Origin of the sequence: Streptomyces sp. LMG1-1-1.1 (assembly GCF_040815545.1) — a bacterium.
Lineage (GTDB): Bacteria > Actinomycetota > Actinomycetes > Streptomycetales > Streptomycetaceae > Streptomyces.
This window is the reverse complement of the sequence record NZ_JBFPNH010000029.1, coordinates 77,976-98,188: the sequence shown is the minus strand read 5'-3', so window position 1 is coordinate 98,188 and position 20,213 is coordinate 77,976. Positions and strand designations below refer to the sequence as shown.

Below are 20,213 nucleotides of genomic sequence, written 5' to 3'. Positions count from 1 at the left end.
TCGCCGAGAGGTGACAGCGCACTGATGCTCCGACTGTTCCGACGTTTCCGAGTGGTCTGAGTGGTCTGAGTGGTCTGAGTGTTCTGCGGTGAAGGGGTCGGTCGCCCGATGGGCGGCCGGCCCCTTCGTCATGTGCGGCGGGCCGTCGCGCCGAGGCCGTCGAGCTCCACGGCGGCGCAGCGCCAGCGCTGGTCGGCGCCGCGCTCCAGGCGAAACGCCATCGCCCGTACGCGGGGGCCGGTGGCGATCGTCGCGAAGGCCTCCACGGCCGTCCGTCCGGGGTGCACCTGGACCGAGCAGCGGCGCAGGACGGGGCGGGGGCCGAGCGAGCGCAGGGGAGTCTGCGGGGCGAGCAGGACGAGCTGCTCGTACGCCTCGCCGACGGTGTGGCCGAGCATCCAGTGGACCGGTCGCTCCCCGCTGAGCACGGCGAGGAGGCGCTCGGCGAAGACGGTGTGCGGGGGGAGCGTGCGGGGTGCGGTGCGGGGCGGGCCGCCCTGGGCCGGCGTACGCGGGCGGGTGCCGGCGGCTCCGCGCGGGCGGGCCCCGGCAGAGCCACGCGGGCGCGTGCCGGCCGGGCCGCCGGGGGCGGTGCGGGGGCGCGGGGTGGGGGCGGGCGTGGTGGTGAGCGTGACGGTCATGGCGGGCCCCTGTCGTTGCGTAACCGAGTGGTACCAGTCGGTAACTTCCGTTGGGGATCTTGTACGGGGGGACTCCGGGGCCCCGCAAGGCGACCGCGCCGGCGGGGCGGTCCCGAAACCGGATCACCTATCCGGGTGACGCGGCGGGAAAACGGCTCTCCGGCGGCTCGGCGGGCGGGCCTTCGCGGTGGACGCACGGCCCGTTCGGCCGCCCGCCCCGAAGGGGGACTCCGCACGTATCCTGAGGGCCTCTCCGTCTACGAAAGCGGCCAGCCATGCGCGTCTACGTCCCCCTGACCCTCCCCGGTCTCGCACAGGCGCACAAGGCGGGCGAGCTGGCCCCCGGCCCGCTGACCGCCTACGCCGTCACCCCCGCGCTGCGCGAGTGGTACGTCTCCGACGACATCGAGGAGCTGGAGTACGCGGCGCTCAACCGGGCCGCGGCCGCCTCCCTGCGCCTCCTCGCCGGCGACCCCGACGCGCCCCGGCGCCGGATCGTCGTCGCCGTCGACGTGGCCGACGAGGACGCGACCGCCGACCCCGACGGCGGCCTCCACGCCGACTCCATCGGCGAGGTCCGGATCGCCGGGCCCGTCCGGCTGGCCAAGGCGGCGGCGGTGCACGCCGACGCGGACGACGCCGAGGCGGACGTCACGGCGGCGGCCGGCGCGCTGGGGGCGGCTGACCAGGGCGACGACGACGCCCAGTTCGTCGTGGACGGGGCCGAGGACCACGAACTGCTGTGGTTCGGGGTGCAGGAGATCCCCGGACTGCTGGGCTGACTCCGCCACCGCGCTCGTGCCCGGTGGACGGGCACTCTTCGGTGTCAGGGGCGGCGGGTACCGTCTTTCCATGGGGAAGCACGGGAAACACCTGGTCTGGGACTGGAACGGCACACTGCTCGACGACACCCACGCGGTCATCGGGGCGACGAACGCGGCCTTCGCCGAGCTCGGGCTCGCCACGATCACCCTGGAGCAGTACCGCGAGCTGTACACGGTGCCGGTGCCGAAGTTCTACGAGCGGCTGATGGGGCGACTGCCGACCGACGCGGAGTGGACCGTCATGGACGGAGCCTTCCATCGGCACTACTGGCAGCGGGCCGAGAACTGCGGGCTGACCACCGGCGCCGCGGAGCTGCTCGCGGCGCGGCAGGCGTCCGGGTTCACGCAGTCGCTGCTGTCGCTTGCGCCGCACGCCGAGCTGATACCGCTCGTCACGCGGCACGGGATCGCCGAGCGGTTCGTACGGATGGACGGGCGGGCCGACGCGTCCACGGACGGGAAGTCCGGGCACATGGTGCGGCACCTGGCCGCGCTGGCCGTTCCCGCGGAGCGGGTGGTCGTCATCGGCGACGCGGCGGACGACGCGGTGGCGGCGGGGCACGTGGGCGCGAAGGCGGTGCTGTACACCGGGGGGTCGCACAGTCGCGCGTCGCTGGCGCGGGCTGGGGTGCCGGTGGTGGATTCGCTGGAGGAGGCGGTCGCGGTGGCGGAGGAGCTGGTGTAGCTCCCGCGCCACCGCGCGGTGCCTGCCCGGGGTGGGCCGGAGCGGGCGGCCGGGTGCAGGCCGGTGGGTGGGTGGTGCCCACCCGTTCCGCCCTGCGGAACGTATGCCCACAACCCACCGGTGCGGCGGGGGTCGGCTCAGCCCTTGGTGCGGAGGATCTTGAGGAATTCGCGCATCCAGGTGGGGTGGTCGGGCCAGGCGCGCGAGGAGACGAGGAGGCCGTCGACGACGGCGGCGGAGTCCTGGAAGGTGGCGCCGGCGGCCTGCATGTCGAGTTCGAGGGCGGGGTAGGCGGTGACGTGGCGGCCTTCGAGCCCGCCGATCGCGGCCGTGAGGAGCGGGCCGTGGCAGATCTGGGCGACGGGCTTGTCGGCGTCGAAGAAGGCCTTGAGGATCTTGCGGAGCTCGGGGTCGTTGCGCAGGTACTCGGGCGCCCGGCCGCCCGGGATCACCACCGCGAGGTACGCGCCGGGGTCGACCTCCGAGAAGGCGAGGTCGGCGGGCCAGGTGTAGCCGGGCTTCTCGGTGTACGTGTCGAAGCCGGGCTCGAAGTCGTGGACGACGAACCTCAGCGTCTTGCGGGCCGGGGCGGCGATGTCGACCTCGTAGCCCTCCTCCAGAAGCCGCTGGTAGGGGTACATCACCTCCAAGGACTCCGCCGCGTCCCCGGTCACGATCAGGATCTTCGCCATGGCTCTCCCAGGTCACAGATGGTCGGTCTGTCGTGCTGTGCCCATGCTTGCGCACACGGTGCCCCTGACGGGCCGGTTTGCCTAGAGGACACGTGTCGCTGTCCATAACGTCAAACTTCGCCCGCTCTTTTGTACGCATACGGCTCATGACGGTTCCGGGGGCGAGGGCGATAGGCTTTTGCCGTGATCAGCGCGATACGCCGTGGGGGCAGCGAAGCCCCCGGCTGCCGCCCGGTCCGCGACAGCGGCCGGGTCGACCGTGCGTTCGCCGATCCCTCCCGTCCGGACGTGCCGCGTTCCGTGGCCGATAACGATCCGGGCATCTCTCATCCGGGCATACCGTCGTCTTCGACCGGAATCACCGCGTCGTGGCGTTGTGCCCTTTCTTCCACCGACGTCACGCAACGGCGCGCGACAGGAGTCAGAGGACATGCAGACCAAGCTGGACGAAGCAAAGGCCGAGCTGCTCGAGAGGGCCGCCCGGGTAGCTGAGCACAGCCCGGTCGGGGGGCGACTTCCGACGGGCCCGGAGGGTGCGGGGAAGCGCCCCGACCGGGACACGGTGCTCGACTACCTCCAGCGCTACTACCTGCACACCGCGCCCGAGGACCTCACCGACCGGGACCCGGTCGACGTGTTCGGTGCCGCGCTCTCTCACTACCGGCTCGCGGAGAACCGCCCGCAGGGCACCGCGAACGTGCGCGTCCACACCCCGACGGTGGAGGAGAACGGCTGGACGAGCAGCCACTCCGTCGTCGAGGTCGTCACCGACGACATGCCCTTCCTCGTCGACTCGGTGACCAACGAGCTGTCCCGACAGGGCCGTGGCATCCACGTCGTGATCCACCCGCAGGTCCTCGTCCGCCGTGACGTCACCGGCCGGCTCATCGAGGTCCTGTCGGCCCAGATCATCGGCGAGCTGCCGCACGACGCGATCACCGAGTCGTGGATCCACGTCGAGATCGACCGCGAGACCGACCGCGCCGACCTCAAGCAGATCACCACCGACCTGCTGCGCGTCCTGTCCGACGTCCGCGAGACGGTCGAGGACTGGGACAAGATGCGCGACGCCGCGCTGCGCATCGCCGACGGCCTCCCCGCCGAGCCCACCGCCTCCGACCTGCGGCCGACCGAGGTGGAGGAGGCCCGCGAGCTGCTGCGCTGGCTCGCCGACGACCACTTCACCTTCCTCGGCTACCGCGAGTACGAGCTCGTCAACGGCGACGCCCTGACCGCCGTACCCGGCACCGGCCTCGGCATCCTGCGCTCCGACCCGCAGCACGGCGCCGACGACCAGGGCCACCACGCCCACCCCGTCTCGCCCTCCTTCAGCCGGCTGCCCGCCGACGCCCGCGCCAAGGCGCGCGAGCACAAGCTGCTGATCCTGACGAAGGCCAACAGCCGGGCGACCGTGCACCGCCCCTCGTACCTCGACTACGTCGGTGTGAAGAAGTTCGACGCCGACGGCAACGTCATCGGCGAGCGCCGCTTCCTCGGCCTGTTCTCGTCCGCCGCGTACACCGAGTCCGTCCGCCGGGTCCCGGTCGTCAAGCGCAAGGTCCAGGAGGTCCTCGCGGGCGCCGGCTTCTCGCCGAACAGCCACGACGGCCGCGACCTGCTCCAGATCCTGGAGACCTACCCGCGCGACGAGCTGTTCCAGACCCCGGTCGACCAGCTCCAGTCCATCGTCACCAGCGTGCTGTACCTCCAGGAGCGCCGCCGACTGCGGCTCTACCTGCGCCAGGACGAGTACGGCCGCTACTACTCGGCCCTCGTCTACCTGCCGCGCGACCGCTACACGACCCGCGTCCGGCTGCGGATCATCGACATCCTGAAGGAGGAGCTCGACGGCACCAGCGTCGACTTCACCGCCTGGAACACCGAGTCGATCCTCTCCCGGCTGCACTTCGTCGTCCGTGTGAAGCCGGGCACCGAGCTGGCCAAGCTCACCGACGCCGACGTCGACCGCATCGAGACCCGGCTCGTCGAGGCCACCCGCTCCTGGGCCGACGGCTTCGGCGAGGCGCTGAACGCCGAGTGCGGCGAGGAGCGTGCCGCCGAGCTGCTGCGCCGCTACGGCAACGCCTTCCCCGACGGCTACAAGGCCGACCACTCGCCGCGCGCGGCCGTCGCCGACCTGGTCCACCTGGAGGCCCTCGCCGGCAGCGGCAAGGACTTCGCGCTCTCCCTCTACGAGCCGGTCGTCGCGGGCCCCGGCGAGCGCCGCTTCAAGGTCTACAAGACCGGCGACCCGATCTCCCTCTCCGCCGTCCTCCCGGTCCTCAACCGGCTCGGCGTCGAGGTCACCGACGAGCGCCCGTACGAGCTGCGCTGCGCCGACCGCACGCACGCCTGGATCTACGACTTCGGTCTGCGGATGCCCGCCCCGACCGGCAACGGCGGCGACTACGTCGGCGACGACGCCCGCGAGCGCTTCCAGGAGGCCTTCGCCGCCACCTGGACCGGCCAGGCCGAGAACGACAACTTCAACTCGCTCGTCCTCTCCGCCGGGCTGACCTGGCGCGAGGCGATGGTGCTGCGCGCCTACGCCAAGTACCTGCGCCAGGCCGGTGCGACGTTCAGCCAGGACTACATGGAGGACACCCTCCGCAACAACGTCCACACCACCCGGCTGCTCGTCTCCCTCTTCGAGGCCCGGATGGCCCCGGAGCGCCAGCGCGCCGGGACGGAGCTGATCGACGGCATCCTGGAGGAGCTGGACGGCGCCCTCGACCAGGTCGCGAGCCTGGACGAGGACCGCATCCTGCGCTCCTTCCTCACCGTCATCAAGGCCACGCTGCGGACCAACTTCTTCCAGAAGTCGGTCGACGGCGCCCCGCACGCCTACGTGTCGATGAAGTTCGACCCGCAGGTCATCCCCGACCTGCCCGCCCCGCGCCCCGCCTTCGAGATCTGGGTGTACTCGCCCCGCGTCGAGGGCGTCCACCTGCGCTTCGGCAAGGTCGCCCGAGGCGGTCTGCGCTGGTCCGACCGCCGTGAGGACTTCCGTACGGAGATCCTCGGCCTGGTCAAGGCGCAGATGGTGAAGAACACCGTCATCGTGCCCGTCGGCGCCAAGGGCGGCTTCGTCGCCAAGCAGCTCCCGGACCCGTCCGTGGACCGCGACGCCTGGCTGGCCGAGGGCATCGCCTCGTACAAGACGTTCATCTCGGCGCTGCTCGACATCACCGACAACCTGGTCGCGGGCGAGGTCGTGCCGCCGGCCGACGTGGTCCGCCACGACGAGGACGACACCTACCTGGTCGTCGCCGCCGACAAGGGCACCGCGACCTTCTCCGACATCGCCAACGGGGTGGCCGAGGACTACGGCTTCTGGCTCGGCGACGCCTTCGCCTCCGGCGGCTCGGCCGGCTACGACCACAAGGGCATGGGCATCACCGCCCGCGGTGCCTGGGAGTCCGTCAAGCGCCACTTCCGCGAGCTGGGCCACGACACCCAGACCGAGGACTTCACGGTCGTCGGCGTCGGCGACATGTCCGGCGACGTCTTCGGCAACGGCATGCTGCTGAGCGAGCACATCCGGCTCGTCGCCGCGTTCGACCACCGGCACATCTTCATCGACCCGAACCCGGACGCGGCCGTCTCGTACGCCGAGCGCCGCCGCCTCTTCGAGCTGCCCCGCTCGTCCTGGGCCGACTACGACCCGTCGCTGCTCTCCGCGGGCGGTGGCATCCACCCCCGCAGCGCCAAGTCCATCCCGGTCAACGCGCAGGTCAGGGCCGCCCTCGGGATCGAGGACGGGGTCACCAAGATGACTCCGGCCGAGCTGATGAAGGCCGTCCTCCACGCCCCGGTCGACCTGCTGTGGAACGGCGGCATCGGCACGTACGTGAAGTCGTCGGCCGAGTCCAACGCCGACGTCGGCGACAAGGCCAACGACGCCATCCGCGTCGACGGCCAGAACGTCCGCGCCCAGGTCATCGGCGAGGGCGGCAACCTCGGCGCGACCCAGCTCGGCCGCATCGAGTTCGCCCGCACCGGCGGCCCCGAGGGCCAGGGCGGCAAGGTCAACACCGACGCGATCGACAACAGCGCCGGCGTCGACACCTCCGACCACGAGGTCAACATCAAGATCCTGCTCAACGGGCTCGTCGCCGAGGGCGACATGACCGTCAAGCAGCGCAACAAGATCCTCGCGGAGATGACCGACGAGGTCGGCGCGCTCGTCCTGCGCAACAACTACGCGCAGAACACCGCCCTCGCCAACGCCGTCGCCCAGTCGCCGTCGCTGCTCCACGCCCACCAGCGGTTCATGCGCCGCCTGGGCCGCGACGGCAGCCTCGACCGCTCCCTGGAGTTCCTGCCCAGCGACCGGCAGGTCCGCGACCTGCTCAACAACGCCCGCGGCCTGAGCCAGCCGGAGCTCGCCGTCCTCCTCGCGTACACCAAGATCACGGTGGCCGACGAGCTGATCGGCACGGAGCTCCCGGACGACCCGTACCTGCGCGGGCTGCTCCACGCGTACTTCCCGACGCTGCTGCGCGAGAAGTTCAGCGAGGCCGTGGACAACCACGCGCTGCGCCGCGAGATCATCACCACCGTCCTGGTCAACGACACCGTCAACACCGGTGGCTCGACCTTCCTGCACCGCCTCCGCGAGGAGAGCGGCGCGTCGATCGAGGAGATCGTCCGGGCGCAGACCGCAGCCCGCTCCGTCTTCCGGCTCGGCCAGGTCTGGGACGCCGTCGAGGGCCTGGACAACCAGGTGCCGGCCGAGGTGCAGACCCAGATGCGGCTGCACTCCCGCCGGCTCGTCGAACGCGGCACGCGCTGGCTGCTCAACAACCGGCCGCAGCCGCTCCAGATCGGCGAGACCATCGAGTTCTTCGGTGAGCGCGTCGAGGAGGTCTGGGCGCAGCTGCCGCAGCTGCTGCGCGGCTCGGACCTGGAGTGGTACCAGTCGATCCTGGAGGAGCTGACCGGGTTCGGCGTGCCGGAGGAGCTCGCGCTGCGGGTCGCCGGCTTCTCGTCGGCCTTCCCGATCCTCGACGTCGTCGCCATCGCGGACCGGATGGGCAAGGAGCCGCTGGCGGTCGCCGAGGTCTACTACGACCTGGCGGACCGGCTGCGGATCACCGACCTGATGGACCGGATCATCGAGCTGCCGCGCGCCGACCGGTGGCAGTCGATGGCCCGCGCCTCGATCCGCGAGGACCTCTTCGCGGCGCACGCGGCGCTGACCGCGGACGTCCTGACCGTGGGCAACGGCACCACGAGCCCCGAGGAGCGGTTCAAGGCCTGGGAGGAGAAGAACGCGGCGATCCTGGGCCGCGCGCGGACGACCCTGGAGGAGATCCAGGGCTCGGACACCTTCGACCTGGCGAACCTGTCGGTCGCGATGCGGACGATGCGCACGCTGCTCCGTACGCACAGCTAGTGGTGTGACCACAGGGAAGGGCCCCGCCGGTGTTCCGGCGGGGCCCTTCCCCGTGTCCCCGGACAGGCTCAGGCGGCCTGCTCGGGAGGTCCGGCGACCGTCGAGGTCCACAGGCGGCGGGCGGCGAGCAGGGCCGCCGCGAGGAGGAGGCCGTTGCGGAGGACCATGACCGTGAGCCCGGTGGCGGTGCCGGCGACGACGTCGAGGTAGAGCACGGGGTACGCGAGCGAGCTCAGCGCTGCGGCCGGCAGGAGCAGCAGGGCCACCGGGCGCATCACCGTGTGGCGGGAGGTCAGGCAGACGGCGGCGAGTCCGATCAGCCAGATCATGTACTGGGGGCTGATCACCCGGCTGGTGACGGTGAAGAGCAGGACGGCGGCGAAGGCCGCGTCGAGCGGGGTGGCCGGGGTCCAGCGGTGGGCCCGGACGCGCCAGAGGAGCAGCCAGCCGAAGGCGGCGACGGTGAGCAGCAGGGCGACGTGGCCGAGGCTGGAGACGTACGGGCCGACGTATTCGAAGGCGCCGTAGCGGAACTCGACACCGCCCGGCCAGACGCCGGTCGCCCGGGCCAGCGCGAGGGCCGTGCCGCCGAGGGACTCGATCTGGATGCCCCGGTCGCCCTGCTGGCGCAGGAAGCCCAGGGACTCGGAGAAGAACAGCGCGAGGGTGGCGAGGAGCGCGAGGGCGGTGACGACGGCCGCGGTCCAGGCCTCCCGGGTGGTACGGCCCCGGGGGGTGCCGATCAGGGCGAGCGCCGGCCAGACCTTCACCATCGCGCCGATCCCGGCGAGCGCCCCGCCGAGCTGGTGGGCGGCGGTGGAGCGGGCGCCCAGGGCGAGGAGCGCGAGGACGGCGAGGGCGGTGGTCTGGACGTCGTACCGGGCGAGCGGCAGGTGGAGGAGGAGCGGGAGGCCGCAGACCCAGATCCAGGCGCCGTGGGTGAGGCGCGCGCTGTCCGCGCGGCCGAGGGCGAGGGTGACGACCGCGTCGGCGAGCAGGGTGAGGGCGACGAACGCCTGGAAGTACGTGAGCCACGGGAGGATGCCCGGCGACATGATGACGAGCCCCGCGCCGGGCGGGTACTGCCAGGTGACGTCGCCGGGCGGGAAGGTGCCTTGGGCGAACTGCCCGTACCAGTGCCGGTAGAGGGCGACCTCGCGGCCCACCCCGCCGATGCCGAGGTCGTCGCGGTGCAGCAGCAGGAGCATGCCGGCCCGGGTGAGGAGCCAGACGGCGGCGAGGGCGAGGTAGGGGCCGCGGCCGACGGTGACGAAGGTGGCGGACGTGAAGGTGTCCGAGTCGAAGGGCGACCGGGTCAGGGCGGGAGGGTCGCTCCCGGGCCGGGGCGTGGTGGGGGACTCGACTCCGGACCGGGGCGGCGACTGCGGGTGATCGTTCGTCATCCCACCGCACTTTAGACCGTAATGTCTTAATTGTTCGCCGTCTTCGCGTCCGGTGTGGCCGTGAACTCCTCGTAGGCCGCCACCACCTCCTTCGCCGGGCCGTCCATCCGCAGGGTGCCCGCCTCGAGCCACAGGGCCCGCTCGCAGGTCTCCGTGATGGTGGAGTGCGCGTGGCTGACCAGGAAGACGGTCCCGGCCTCCGCCCGCAGTTCGTCGATCCGCCGCTGACTGCGGCGCCGGAAGCGCGCGTCGCCCGTCGACAGGGCCTCGTCGATCAGCAGCACGTCGTGGCTCCTCGCGGCGGCGATGGAGAAGCGCAGCCGGGCGCCCATCCCGGAGGAGTACGTCCGCATGGGGCGGGAGATCGCGTCGTCCTTCTCGTTGATCCCGGAGAAGTCCACGATGTCGTCGTAGCGTTCGCGCACCTCGGCGCGGCTCATGCCCATCGCGAGGCCGCCCAGGACCACGTTCCGCTCGCCCGTCAGATCGCCCATCAGGGCCGCGTTGACACCGAGGAGGGAGGGCCGGCCGTGGGTGTGGATCCTGCCCTCGTCGACGGGCTGGAGGCCCGCGATGGCCTTCAGGAGGGTCGATTTCCCACTTCCGTTCGAACCGATCAGGCCAATTGCCTCGCCCCGGTACGCGACGAAGTCGACCCCGCGGACGGCGTGGACCCGGCGTCCGACCGGAGCCGTACGGCCGCGTCGCAGCATCCGGCCGAGAGCGGCGGTGGCATTGCCCCGGCCGCCCGCGCCTCCGCCGACGGTGTAGGTGATGTGGACGCCGTCGGCCACGACGGTGGGGGTCCGCTCGGTGTCAGCCACGGCCGTACGTCTCCTCCGCCTTCCAGAACCAGAGGAAACCGCCGCCGAACGCGAGCAGGGCCCAGCCGGCGGCGAGCGCCCAGACGTGCGGCGGCAGCTGCGCCGCGGTGTAGCTCCTGATCAGGGCGAAGCGCATGAGGTCGATGTAGACGGCCGCCGGGTTGCACTGGAGGGCCAGCACCACGCCGTGCGGGAAGCGTCCGCCGCTCGCCAGGTTCTGGATCGACCACATCGCGCCCGACGCGTACATCCAGGTGCGGAGCACGAACGGCATCAGCTGGCTGATGTCCGGGGTGCGGGCGGCGAGTCGGGCCAGGGCGAGCGCCACGCCCGTGTTGAACAGGGCCTGGCAGGCGAGCGCCGGGACGGCGAGCAGCCAGCTCCAGGTGGGGAACTCGCCGAACGAGAACAGGATCACGACCAGCGCGGCGAGCGACAGCAGCAGCTGCTGGAGCTGCTGGAGGGCGAGCGAGATCGGCAGGCTCGCGCGCGGGAAGTGCAGGGCGCGGACCAGTCCCAGGTTGCCGCTGATCGCCCGGGTGCCGGCCATGACCGTGTCGGAGGTGAAGGTCCACACGAAGATGCCGGTGATCAGGAAGGGCACGTAGTCCGGGACGCCGTGCTTGGCGTTCATCAGGACGCCGAAGATCGCGTAGTACACGGCCGCGTTGAGCAGCGGGGTCATCACCTGCCAGACCTGGCCGAGGCGGGCCTGGCTGTACTGGGCGGTCAGGCGGGCGGTCGCGAACGCGGTGATGAAGTCGCGGCGGGACCAGAGCTGCCGGACGTAGGCGGGCAGCGAGGGGCGGGCCCCGCTCACGGTGAGGCCGTGGCGGAGGGCGAGTGCGCGCAGGTCCTCCTCGGGGGCCTGCGGCCGGGGCGGTGCGAGGGTCGTGGTCACGGGCGGGCGCTTTCGGCGAGGGGGCGGGGCGCTTCCGGTGCGGGGAGGTGCGGGCGGGTATGTCCGGTGGCGTGTCGTGCGGGGCCGCTTCCGGGGGGGGGCTTCCGGTCGGTGGTGACGACGGGGCGCTTGCGGTCGGTGGTGACGACGGGGGCTTCCGGTGACGACGGGGGCGCTTCCGGTCGGTGGTGACGACGGGACGGGGTCGTATCGTCGCTACGGGGAGGGTAGGGCGCTTCGACGTCGGAACGCAACCGTATCGTCGTAACGTGGCCGTTGGTTAGGATGCCGTCATGACCGATCCGACCCCCCGTCGCGCCCCCGCCGGAGCCGCCGTACTCCGCGAGGACGTGACCGAGGCCATCCGCGCCGCCGTCTTCGAGGAGCTCGCGACCGTCGGGTTCGCCCGGATGTCCATCGAGGGCATCGCGCGGCGCGCGGGCGTCGGCAAGACCGCCGTCTACCGGCGCTGGAAGTCGAAGCTCGCCCTCGTCCTCGACCTCGTCGGGGCCTTCGCAGCCCAGGGCCTGCCGGCGCCCGACACCGGCTCCCTCCACGGCGACGTGCGCGCGCTCCTCGAAGTGGCCTCGCACGCGCTGCGCCACCCGGTCGCCTCGCAGGTCATCCCCGACCTGCTCGTCGAGGCCGCCCGGCACCCCGAGATCGCCGAGACCGTGAAGTCCACGCTGCTCGACGGCCAGCAGGGCGTGGTCACCCGGATCGTCCGCGAGGCCGTCGCCCGCGGTGAACTGCCCGAGGGCGCCGACCCCGCCCGCGCCCTCGACCTGATCGTCGGCCCGCTCTACTGGCGGCTCGTCGTCGTCCGCACGCCCCTGCCGCCGGGGTACGCGGACGACCTCGCGCGGGCGGCGGTGGCGGCCCTCCGGGCGTAGCGCGCAGGGCAGCCGCAGCGCGTAGGGCGTGTCGGGGCCCGTCGGGCGCGGCTCGCGACCGACGGGACGCCCGCTCGGCGGCTACTTCACCGCGCCCGCCATCACCCCCGACGCGAACTGGCGCTGGAACGCGAAGAACACCAGCAGCGGCACCACCATCGACACGAACGCGCCCGGCGCGAGCACGTCCACGTTGTTGCCGAACTGCCGGACCTGCTGCTGGAGCGCCACCGTGATCGGGGGCGACTGCGAGTCCGCGAAGATCAGCGCGATCAGCATGTCGTTCCAGACCCAGAGGAACTGGAAGATCCCCAGCGAGGCGATGGCCGGACCGCCCAGCGGCAGCACCACCTGGGTGAAGAGCCGTATCTCGCCCGCCCCGTCGAGCCGCGCCGCCTCCAGGAGCTCGCGCGGGATCTCCGCGAAGAAGTTCCGCAGCAGGAAGATCGCGAACGGCAGGCCGAAGGCCGTGTGGAAGAGGACGACCCCGAGCGTCGTCTCGAAGAGCCCGACCGCCCCGAACAGCTTCGACACCGGGATGAGGGCGACCTGCACCGGGACCACGAGCAGGGCGACCACCCCCAGGAACCACCAGTCCCGGCCGGGGAACTCCAGCCACGCGAACGCGTACCCGGCGAAGGAGCCGAGGACGAGGACGAGGAGCGTCGCCGGAACGGTGATCAGGACGGTGGAGACGAGTGAGCCGGTGATCGTCTCGTTCGCCAGCAGGTGCGCGTAGTTCTCCGTGGTCAGCCGGGCCGGGGCCGTGAACACCCGCCACCAGCCGTCCGCCGCGATGTCCGCGGGTGTGCGCAGCGACGAGACCAGCAGCCCGACCGTGGGCAGCAGCCAGAACAGAGCGGCCAGGACGAGGAAGACCCGGACCGCGCCGGAGGCCGCCTTGGCGGCGGCCCGGGAGGCGAGCGACGTCATCGGCGGGTCTCCCTTCGCATGCGGCGGATGTTGACCGCCATCACCGGCACCACGAGCAGCAGCAGGACGACCGAGATCGCCGAGCCCACCCCGAGGTCCGCGTCCGTGCCGAACGACGAGCGGTACAGCTGGAGCGCCAGCACGTTCGCGTCGTCCTGGGCCGAGCCCGGCGCGATGACGAAGACCAGGTCGAAGATCTTCAGCACGTTGATCATCAGCGTGACGAGGACGACCGCGAGGACCGGCGCCAGGAGCGGCACCGTGATCCGCCGGAACACCTGCCACTCGTTCGCCCCGTCCACCCGCGCCGCTTCGAGCAGCTCGCGCGGCACGGCCGCGAGCCCGGCCCCGATCAGCACCATCGCGAACCCGGCCCACATCCACACGTACGCCCCGATGACGGCGGGCGTGACGAGCGAGGGACCCAGCCACTCCACGCCGTCGTACTGCTCGCGGAAGTTGCTCGCCGGCAGCCGCAGTACGGCCCCGTCGGCGCGGTCGGCGGGCAGCGTGAAGGTGCCGTCGGCCGCCGCCGTGGCCGTGGCGACCACCCTGCCCTCCCGTACCGCCTCGATCCGCAGCCCCGCCAGGCCGAGTTCGGCTGGGTCGACCGTGTTCGGCCGCCCGCCGCCGCCCCGGGTGAAGTCCAGCCACGCCGTCCCGGAGATCCGACCGGGACCGCCCGCCGACGCGGTCGGCTCGCGCGCCGGACGGGCCTCCTCCGGCATCTGCCCCGGGGCCACCCCGATCAGCGGCAGCCGTACGGGCTGCCCGGCGCGGACCGGCTCCTCGGCGACGAACGCGCCGCCGCCCGCCGCCTTCAGCGGGTGCACGGGCAGCGGCCGGGCGCGCGGGAAGCCGGACGCCTCGGCGAACGTGTCGTGGACCCCGACCCAGACCGCGTTGGCGATCCCGCGGTCCGGGTCCTGCTCGTAGACGAGCCGGAAGATGATCCCGGCGGCGAGCATCGAGATCGCCATCGGCATGAAGACGACCAGCTTGAACGCCGTGCCCCAGCGGACGCGTTCGGTGAGCACCGCGAAGACCAGGCCGAGCGCCGTCGCGACGACGGGCGCGACGACCAGCCAGATCAGGTTGTTGCGGACGGCCGTGCGGAGCGAGTCGTCCGTGACGAGTGCCACGTAGTTGTCCAGGCCGGCGAACGACGTGCCGGCGCGGTCGAAGAGCGAGCGCCGGACCGAGTACCCGATCGGGTAGACGACCAGCGCGCCGAGCAGCAGCAGGGCGGGGAGCAGGAACCCCGCCGCCACCGCCCGCTGCCGTGCGCGAACGGCCTTCGGCATGCCGGGCCTCAGCTCTTCGCGGCGGTCCGGTACGCCTTGGCGGCGTCCGCCTCCAGCCGCGCCTGGGCCCCGGCGACGTCCTTCGGGTTCTTCAGGAAGTCCTGCAGCGCCTTCCACTCGCCCTTGCCGGGAGTACCGCCGAACGACTGCGGCATCTGGTCCGACATGTCGAAGCGGAAGTCGTCGCCGGCGCCGATGAGCGCCTTCGCGATCTCGCGCTGGACGTCGTTCGGGTACGCGGCCGGGTCCAGGTTCTTGTTGGGGGAGAGGAAGCCGCCCTCCGCCGCCCAGATCTTCGCCGCGTCCGGGGAGGCGAGGAACGCGAGCAGCGCCTGCGCGCCCTTGGTGTCCTTCAGGGCCACGGCCGCGTCGCCGGCCGTCACCACGGGGGCGGCGCCGGAGCCGACGGCGGGGAACGGGAAGACCTTCGCGTCCGTGCCGATCTTCGCCTGCGTCTGGGCGATGTTGACGGCGGCGAAGTCGCCCTCGAAGACCATCGCCCCCTTGGGCTGGTCGCCGCCGGTGAACGTCTGGGTGACCGAGACCGGGTACTCCGTCTGGAGCGCGCCGTTCGTCCCGCCGGCGATCAGCGCCGGCTTGCCGAACAGCTCCCCGAGCGTGGTCAGGGCCGCGGCGACGGACGGGTCCGTCCACTTGAGGGTGTGCTTCGCCAACTGGTCGTACTTGGCCGGGCCCGCCTGGGAGAGGTAGATGTTCTCGAACCAGTCGGTGAGGGTCCAGCCGTCCGCGCCGCCGACCGAGACCGGGGTGACGCCGGAGGCCGAGATCGTCTCGGCGGTGGCGAGGAAGTCCTTCCAGGTCTTCGGCTCGGCCGCGCCGGCGTTCTCGAAGACGGCGGTGTTGTACCAGACCAGGGACTTGTTGGCGGCCTTGAAGTACACCCCGTACTGGGTGCCGTCCACGGCGCCGAGCTCCTGCCAGCCGCGCGAGTAGTTCGCGGCCAGGGCGGCCTCGGTCTCGGGGCCGACCGGCTTGAGCCACTTCTGGGCCGCGGCCTGCTGGATGGCGCCCACCTGCGGGAGCATCGCCACGTCGGGCGGCGAGCCACCGGCGATCTTCGTGCCGAGGAAGTTCACGATCGGGTCCTGGGCGGGCACGAACGTGACCTTCGCGCCCGTGCGCTTCTCGAACTCCCTTAAGACCTTGGTGAAGTTCTCCTGCTCGGGTCCCGTCCAGACCGCCGCGACCTCGATCCGCTCGCCCTTGAGCGGCAGTTCGCCGCCGGCCGTCGGCCCCGGCTTCTTCTTGTCGGCGTCACCGCCCCCGCCGCAGGCCGCGAGGGCCAGCGCGGTGAGCGCCGTGAACGCCGTCATGGTCACTGCGGCCTTGCGTGGACGAAGAGTTGTACGCATCGCTGCCCCGTCTCTCCCGTGCGCGTCACTGTCCCGTGCCGACAGGTCTACGCCGGGCGACGGAGCCCCGCAATACCGCCTTCCGTGTCAAGTGGGCGATCGTTGCCGCCTCGTGACGTGACGTCAGCCGTGGGTCGCGGGGGTCAGCGGCGATACGGGAGTCGCCTCGACCGACCGGGCCGCCCGGTCGAGGGCACTCGCGAGCAGGGCCAGGTCCGTCGGGCCGTTGCCCAGCTCACGGACCGGGCGACGGGTCGGCGGGTCGCCCATCCGCTCCCACTCCAGCGGCACGACCGTCGGGCGGAGCGTCGCCGTCCGGGGGATCCGACCGGTGACGCGGCCCGCCTGGAACGGGGTCACCCGGCCGTCCGGATGGCCGAGACGGCCCCGTCCGGCCGCCGGGACGTCCGGACCCGGGGCCACCGGCGGCGCGTCGAGCACGATCCGCAGCCGGGCCCCGTGGGCCAGCTCCGTGTCGGCCGTACGGTCCGGGCGCGCCGAGGTCGCCACGAGGTGGACCCCCAGCCGCTCCCCGCTCCGCGCGACCGCCTCCAGGGCCCGCACGACGGACCCCGCCGCCGGTCTGCCCGGAGCGCCGAGCGCCGGGGCCACCAGCGCGTCGAAGTCGTCGACCAGCACCACCAGGCGCGGCAGATACCCGGCGCCCGCCGCTCGCGCCGGAGCCTGCTCGCCCGCCGCCGGCCGCGGAATGCGCCCCGCGGCCTCCTCGGCCCCCGGATACGGCGACCGGCCGCTCGCCCGGCCGGCCAGGTCGTCCGCACCGGGGTACGGGACCCGGCCACCGGCCCTGCCCGTCACGTCCTCGGCACCCGGATGCGGGACGCGCCCGCTCGCCCGGCCGGAGACGTCGCCGGCGCCGGGATACGGGACGCGGCCGCTCGCCCTTCCGGTCACGTCGTCCGCGCCGGGATACGGGACGCGCCCGCTCGCCCTTCCGGTCACGTCGTCCGCGCCCGGGTACGGGACGCGGCCACTGCTCCGGCCGGTGAGGTCGCCCGCGCCGCCGGTGCGGGAGACGCGTCCGCTGTCGTGGTCGGTCAGGTCGCCGTCGCCCGTGCGGAGGGTGCGGCTGCTGGGGCGGTCGTCGAGGGAGGGGCCGCCGTCGCGCCGGGGCAGCCGCCCGCTGGGCGTGTCGGCGAGGAACGCCTCCCCGTCGCCGGTGCGCAGGGTGCGGCCGCGGGGGCGGTGGCCGAGGTCGTCCGCGCCCGGGTACGGGGAGCGGCCGCTCGGGTGGTCGGTCAGGGCCCCGTCGTGCGGTCGCGGGCCGCGGCCGGTGGGCAGGGCGCCGATCGTGCCGTCCCCGGTGCGCAGGGTGCGCCCGCTCGGGCGGTCCGTCAGATCGCCCGTGTCGGGGACGCGGACGGTCGCGCGGGCGCCTTGCCGGGGCAGCGACTCGGCCGCGCTGGGGGAGCGCTGGCCGATCAGGCGGTCGGCGGTCGCCGCGGCGCGCCCGCCGCGGCGGTCGGCGAAGTGGACGTCGCCCAGGAGCTCCGCCCGGCGCTTCAGCTCGGCGCCGAGCGCCTGCGCGAACTCCCGCATCCGGACCGGGTCCGAGGCGACCAGGTGCTCGGTGACGTGCGGCAGCTCCGTACAGGCGGCGAGGCCCTCGCCGCGCTCGCCGCCCGCCCCGTCCACGAGGAGCAGGCCGAGCCGGTCGGGGCGGCCGCCCGCCGCGAGGGACGCGGCGATCGAGCGGAGCAGCTCCGTGCGCCCGCTGCCCGCGGGGCCCTCGATCAGGAGGTGCGGGCCCTCCTGGGTGAGGTCCACGGCCAGCGGGCCGCGCGGCCCGGCGCCCAGGACGGCCGTCCCGTCGCCGGCGGAGGCCCAGCGGGCCATCAGGGAGGCGGGGGTGGCCCGGGCGAGTCCGAGCTCGTCGAGGAGGCGGGCCGACGGGGGCAGCGCGGCCGCACGGCCGTACGGCGCCGCGGCCGTCTCCGTGCGCAGCGGGGCGAGGGCCCGCCCGAACCGGTCGGCCCAGGCGACGGACACCGCGTCGACCACGCCCACGGTGCCGTGGCCCGCGACCCGGCCGCCGGCGGTGCGCAGCAGCCGCAGCGCCGTCGCCACGTCACCGCTCAGCAGCGCCGCCGCCCCGCACTCGCGGAAGGCGAGGGACGCGGCGCACGCGGCCTCGTACGTGGCGGCCACCGGCGAGTCCGGGGTGGCCGACGGAGCCTCGGCGAGGCACAGGAGGTGGATGCCGGCCGCCGCGCCCGCGCCCGCGAGCCGCGCCACCGTCTCGCGCAGCGCCGCCGAACCGGGGTCGCCGTCCACGATCACGACCGTCGCCGGGCCCTCGTGGCGGGCGGCGGCCTCGGCGACGGACGCCCGGTCGGCGCTCGGCCAGCCGGGGCCGAGCGGGCCGTCGTCCAGCCGCCGGGTCAGCTCCGCCGTACGGGCCTGGGCCTGCTCGCGGTCGTACGCCAGGAGCAGCCGGCAGTCCTGGCCGTGGGCCGGGCGGACGTGCGGAAGCCAGCCGAGCCAGCCCCAGGCCCGGCGCCGCTCCTCCAGGGAGCGGTTCCGGTCGGCGCTGATCAGCACGATCTCCAGGTCGGAGGGCGAGTGCAGGGCGGCGAGCTGGGCGACGACCGAGCGGGCGAGGCCGGCGAGCCGGTCGGCGGGCCCCGCGAGGCCGAGCGAACCGGCCTCGCGCAGCCCGACGGTGACGGGCACGCCGGACAGCTCGGCCCGGTCCGTCGTGCCGAGCCGGACCACCAGGGCCTCCGGGTGGTCGGCCTCCCGCTCCCAGAGCCGGGGGCCGGGGCCGAGGGCGGTGAGCAGGACGGTCGCGGGGTCGGGCCAGGTGTCGGCCAGCGGCACGGGACCGGGGGCGCCCTCGCGCGGGGCGGCGGACCGGGTGCCGGCGTGCGTGTCGGGGACGGGGCCGGGGGCGGCCTCGGCGGCCGGGAGCTCCTCGCGCCCGCCCGTCAGGCGCCGGGCCCAGGCGCCGAGCCCGCGCTTGCCGGCCGCCCGGCCGGAGCCGGACTGAGAGGTCTCTCCGCGGGTCTGCCGGGTCCTGCCGTGCGCCTCGCCGCCGTCGGCGGGCTCTCCCGCGCGGGCGTGGCCGGGGGAGCGGTCGGTGCCGTACGGCTCGGGGTACCGGTCGGCGGGGTTCGCGTACCGGTCGTCGTACGGGTACGGCTCGCCGAGGGCGTCGACGGCGTCGCCGAACGCGATGCCGCGCGCGCCGCCGTGGGTCGTGTCGCGGGTGGTGGCGTCCGCGGGGCGGCCGGGGACGGTGCCGGTGCCGGCGGCAGGTCCCGTACCGGCGGCGGCCGGTCCCTCCGCGCCGTGCGCCACGCGCAGGTGGCCCTCGCCGTCCGGGGCCGTCGCCACCCTGTCCGTGCCGTCGAGGGCGTCGCCGGGGCCGGTCAGCCGGAGGGCGGACTCGCCGAGCCGCAGCAGGGAGCCCGGGCGGAGCCGGACGGGGCGGTCGCCGACGGGGGCGCCGTCGAGGGTCGTGCCGTTGGTCGAGCCCAGGTCGGAGACGGTGACCCGGCCGTTGTCCCCGACGGTCACGGTGCAGTGCGCGCGGGAGACGTCGGGGTCGTCCAGGGGCACGTCGGCGTCGGCGGAACGACCGATCCTGATCGCTCCGCCGTGCAGCAGGTGCACCCCGCCCGCGTCCGGTCCCGCGACCACGTGGAGCCGGGCGGAGGCGGCCTCGCCGAGCCGGTCGTCCGGGCCGGGGAGCTGGAGGGAGAGGACGGCGCCGTCGACCAGGGGCGGCTCGCCGAGGACGCAGCGGCGGGTGTCGAGCCGCTCCGCGCCCGCGTAGAGCACGGTGGTGCCCGAGGCCGAGGTGTCGGGGCCCGTGACGGCCGCTGCCAGGCCGGAGGCGACGGCGGCGAGCGCCGTCCCCGCGGGGGCCGTGACGAGCACGTCGCAGGCGCGCCCGGCGCCGTGGCCGGCGTACGGCGCGAGGACGGTCAGCCGGATCTGCATCGCCGTCAGCGGTCCCTTCTGCGCGAGATGCCGGCAGGGGAACCGCCCTGTGAGTCCCCCCACCTGGCACGGACGCGTCGTCCGGTACAGGTCGGCACGGCGCGGGGCTCCCGACCCCGATGCGACGTGCTGGAGGCATCCTCGCACCTGCCACCGACAACACACCCCCGGGTCGGTCATAAGTGATCTTGAATGATCGGCCGCGGACGCGAAATCGCCTGGTTGGGCATGCCTTCGGGGCATGCGCGGCAACCGTCGCGCTCCGTGGAGCGTCTTCTTCCGGACAAGTTCCGCTCGGTCCGGGAGCTCGCGAGGCCCCCGGCGGAGCGCGGACACGCCGTCGGACACGGCATCGGAATCCGGCTGTGGACGACCG

13 protein-coding genes are annotated in these 20,213 nt (G+C 73.6%); 4 read left to right on the top strand and 9 right to left on the bottom strand.

All coding sequences use genetic code 11. The features are described 5' to 3' along the window. Positions 1–128: 128 nt before the first annotated feature. Complete coding sequence (locus tag MRBLMG1_RS17290; RefSeq protein ID WP_367824910.1) at positions 129–641, bottom strand: Rv3235 family protein; 513 nt, start codon at positions 639–641, stop codon at positions 129–131. A 275-nt stretch (positions 642–916) separates the two neighbouring features. Between MRBLMG1_RS17290 and MRBLMG1_RS17285 the strand changes: the two genes are divergently transcribed. Together MRBLMG1_RS17285 and MRBLMG1_RS17280 are read left to right on the top strand one after the other, a co-directional pair. Next, positions 917–1,423 (top strand): DUF6912 family protein, encoded by a 507-nt coding sequence (locus MRBLMG1_RS17285; RefSeq protein ID WP_367824909.1) that lies wholly within the window; start codon positions 917–919, stop codon positions 1,421–1,423. A 70-nt stretch (positions 1,424–1,493) separates the two neighbouring features. Further along, a complete protein-coding gene (locus MRBLMG1_RS17280) occupies positions 1,494–2,150 on the top strand; it encodes an HAD family hydrolase (RefSeq protein ID WP_367824908.1) in 657 nt (218 codons plus the stop codon). Between the two features lie 137 nt (positions 2,151–2,287). Here the strand turns inward: MRBLMG1_RS17280 and MRBLMG1_RS17275 are convergent, their stop codons facing one another. Continuing rightward, the gene (locus MRBLMG1_RS17275; RefSeq protein ID WP_367824907.1) at positions 2,288–2,842 is read right to left on the bottom strand and encodes a DJ-1/PfpI family protein; all 555 of its coding nucleotides are present in this window, start codon (positions 2,840–2,842) and stop codon (positions 2,288–2,290) included. Between the two features lie 430 nt (positions 2,843–3,272). Between MRBLMG1_RS17275 and MRBLMG1_RS17270 the strand changes: the two genes are divergently transcribed. Then, complete coding sequence (locus tag MRBLMG1_RS17270) at positions 3,273–8,240, top strand: NAD-glutamate dehydrogenase (protein WP_367824906.1); 4,968 nt, start codon at positions 3,273–3,275, stop codon at positions 8,238–8,240. Positions 8,241–8,308: 68 nt separating this feature from the next. Here MRBLMG1_RS17270 and MRBLMG1_RS17265 read toward each other — a convergent pair whose 3' ends face one another. Genes MRBLMG1_RS17265 through MRBLMG1_RS17255 form a run of 3 tightly spaced genes read right to left on the bottom strand, consistent with a single transcriptional unit; the run spans position 8,309 to position 11,368 of the window. Next, the gene (locus MRBLMG1_RS17265) at positions 8,309–9,643 is read right to left on the bottom strand and encodes a glycosyltransferase 87 family protein (RefSeq protein ID WP_367824905.1); all 1,335 of its coding nucleotides are present in this window, start codon (positions 9,641–9,643) and stop codon (positions 8,309–8,311) included. Positions 9,644–9,669: 26 nt separating this feature from the next. Then, positions 9,670–10,467 (bottom strand): ABC transporter ATP-binding protein, encoded by a 798-nt coding sequence (locus MRBLMG1_RS17260; RefSeq protein ID WP_367824904.1) that lies wholly within the window; start codon positions 10,465–10,467, stop codon positions 9,670–9,672. Then, entirely contained in the window at positions 10,460–11,368 is a 909-nt protein-coding gene (locus tag MRBLMG1_RS17255) for an ABC transporter permease (RefSeq protein WP_367824903.1), read from the bottom strand. The genes MRBLMG1_RS17260 and MRBLMG1_RS17255 overlap by 8 nt, the downstream gene beginning before the upstream one ends. A gap of 293 nt (positions 11,369–11,661) precedes the next feature. Here MRBLMG1_RS17255 and MRBLMG1_RS17250 point away from each other — a divergent pair, with 293 nt between their 5' ends. Then, positions 11,662–12,261, top strand: coding sequence for a TetR/AcrR family transcriptional regulator (locus MRBLMG1_RS17250; protein WP_367824902.1), 600 nt, complete (start codon positions 11,662–11,664; stop codon positions 12,259–12,261). An 81-nt stretch (positions 12,262–12,342) separates the two neighbouring features. Here MRBLMG1_RS17250 and MRBLMG1_RS17245 read toward each other — a convergent pair whose 3' ends face one another. From MRBLMG1_RS17245 to MRBLMG1_RS17230, 4 genes are all read right to left on the bottom strand, one after another. Then, positions 12,343–13,194, bottom strand: a complete 852-nt coding sequence (locus tag MRBLMG1_RS17245; RefSeq protein WP_367824901.1) for a carbohydrate ABC transporter permease — start codon at positions 13,192–13,194, stop codon at positions 12,343–12,345. Next, positions 13,191–14,498: a carbohydrate ABC transporter permease gene (locus MRBLMG1_RS17240; RefSeq protein ID WP_367824900.1), complete on the bottom strand. Its 1,308-nt coding sequence runs from the start codon at positions 14,496–14,498 to the stop codon at positions 13,191–13,193. The genes MRBLMG1_RS17245 and MRBLMG1_RS17240 overlap by 4 nt, the downstream gene beginning before the upstream one ends. Positions 14,499–14,506: 8 nt before the next feature. Beyond that, positions 14,507–15,871, bottom strand: coding sequence for an ABC transporter substrate-binding protein (locus tag MRBLMG1_RS17235; protein WP_367824899.1), 1,365 nt, complete (start codon positions 15,869–15,871; stop codon positions 14,507–14,509). A 123-nt stretch (positions 15,872–15,994) separates the two neighbouring features. After that, positions 15,995–19,837, bottom strand: a complete 3,843-nt coding sequence (locus MRBLMG1_RS17230) for an FHA domain-containing protein (RefSeq protein ID WP_367824898.1) — start codon at positions 19,835–19,837, stop codon at positions 15,995–15,997. Positions 19,838–20,213 lie beyond the last annotated feature (376 nt).

What these genes read in the sequence shown, in the direction of transcription:
- MRBLMG1_RS17250 (WP_367824902.1), top strand. Translation starts at nt 11,662, where the DNA reads ATGACCGATCCGACCCCCCGTCGCGCCCCCGCCGGAGCCGCCGTACTC.
- MRBLMG1_RS17290 (WP_367824910.1), bottom strand. Translation starts at nt 641, where the DNA reads ATGACCGTCACGCTCACCACCACGCCCGCCCCCACCCCGCGCCCCCGC.
- MRBLMG1_RS17235 (WP_367824899.1), bottom strand. Translation starts at nt 15,871, where the DNA reads ATGCGTACAACTCTTCGTCCACGCAAGGCCGCAGTGACCATGACGGCG.
- MRBLMG1_RS17285 (WP_367824909.1), top strand. Translation starts at nt 917, where the DNA reads ATGCGCGTCTACGTCCCCCTGACCCTCCCCGGTCTCGCACAGGCGCAC.
- MRBLMG1_RS17265 (WP_367824905.1), bottom strand. Translation starts at nt 9,643, where the DNA reads ATGACGAACGATCACCCGCAGTCGCCGCCCCGGTCCGGAGTCGAGTCC.
- MRBLMG1_RS17270 (WP_367824906.1), top strand. Translation starts at nt 3,273, where the DNA reads ATGCAGACCAAGCTGGACGAAGCAAAGGCCGAGCTGCTCGAGAGGGCC.
- MRBLMG1_RS17240 (WP_367824900.1), bottom strand. Translation starts at nt 14,498, where the DNA reads ATGCCGAAGGCCGTTCGCGCACGGCAGCGGGCGGTGGCGGCGGGGTTC.
- MRBLMG1_RS17280 (WP_367824908.1), top strand. Translation starts at nt 1,494, where the DNA reads ATGGGGAAGCACGGGAAACACCTGGTCTGGGACTGGAACGGCACACTG.
- MRBLMG1_RS17245 (WP_367824901.1), bottom strand. Translation starts at nt 13,194, where the DNA reads ATGACGTCGCTCGCCTCCCGGGCCGCCGCCAAGGCGGCCTCCGGCGCG.
- MRBLMG1_RS17275 (WP_367824907.1), bottom strand. Translation starts at nt 2,842, where the DNA reads ATGGCGAAGATCCTGATCGTGACCGGGGACGCGGCGGAGTCCTTGGAG.
- MRBLMG1_RS17230 (WP_367824898.1), bottom strand. Translation starts at nt 19,837, where the DNA reads ATGCAGATCCGGCTGACCGTCCTCGCGCCGTACGCCGGCCACGGCGCC.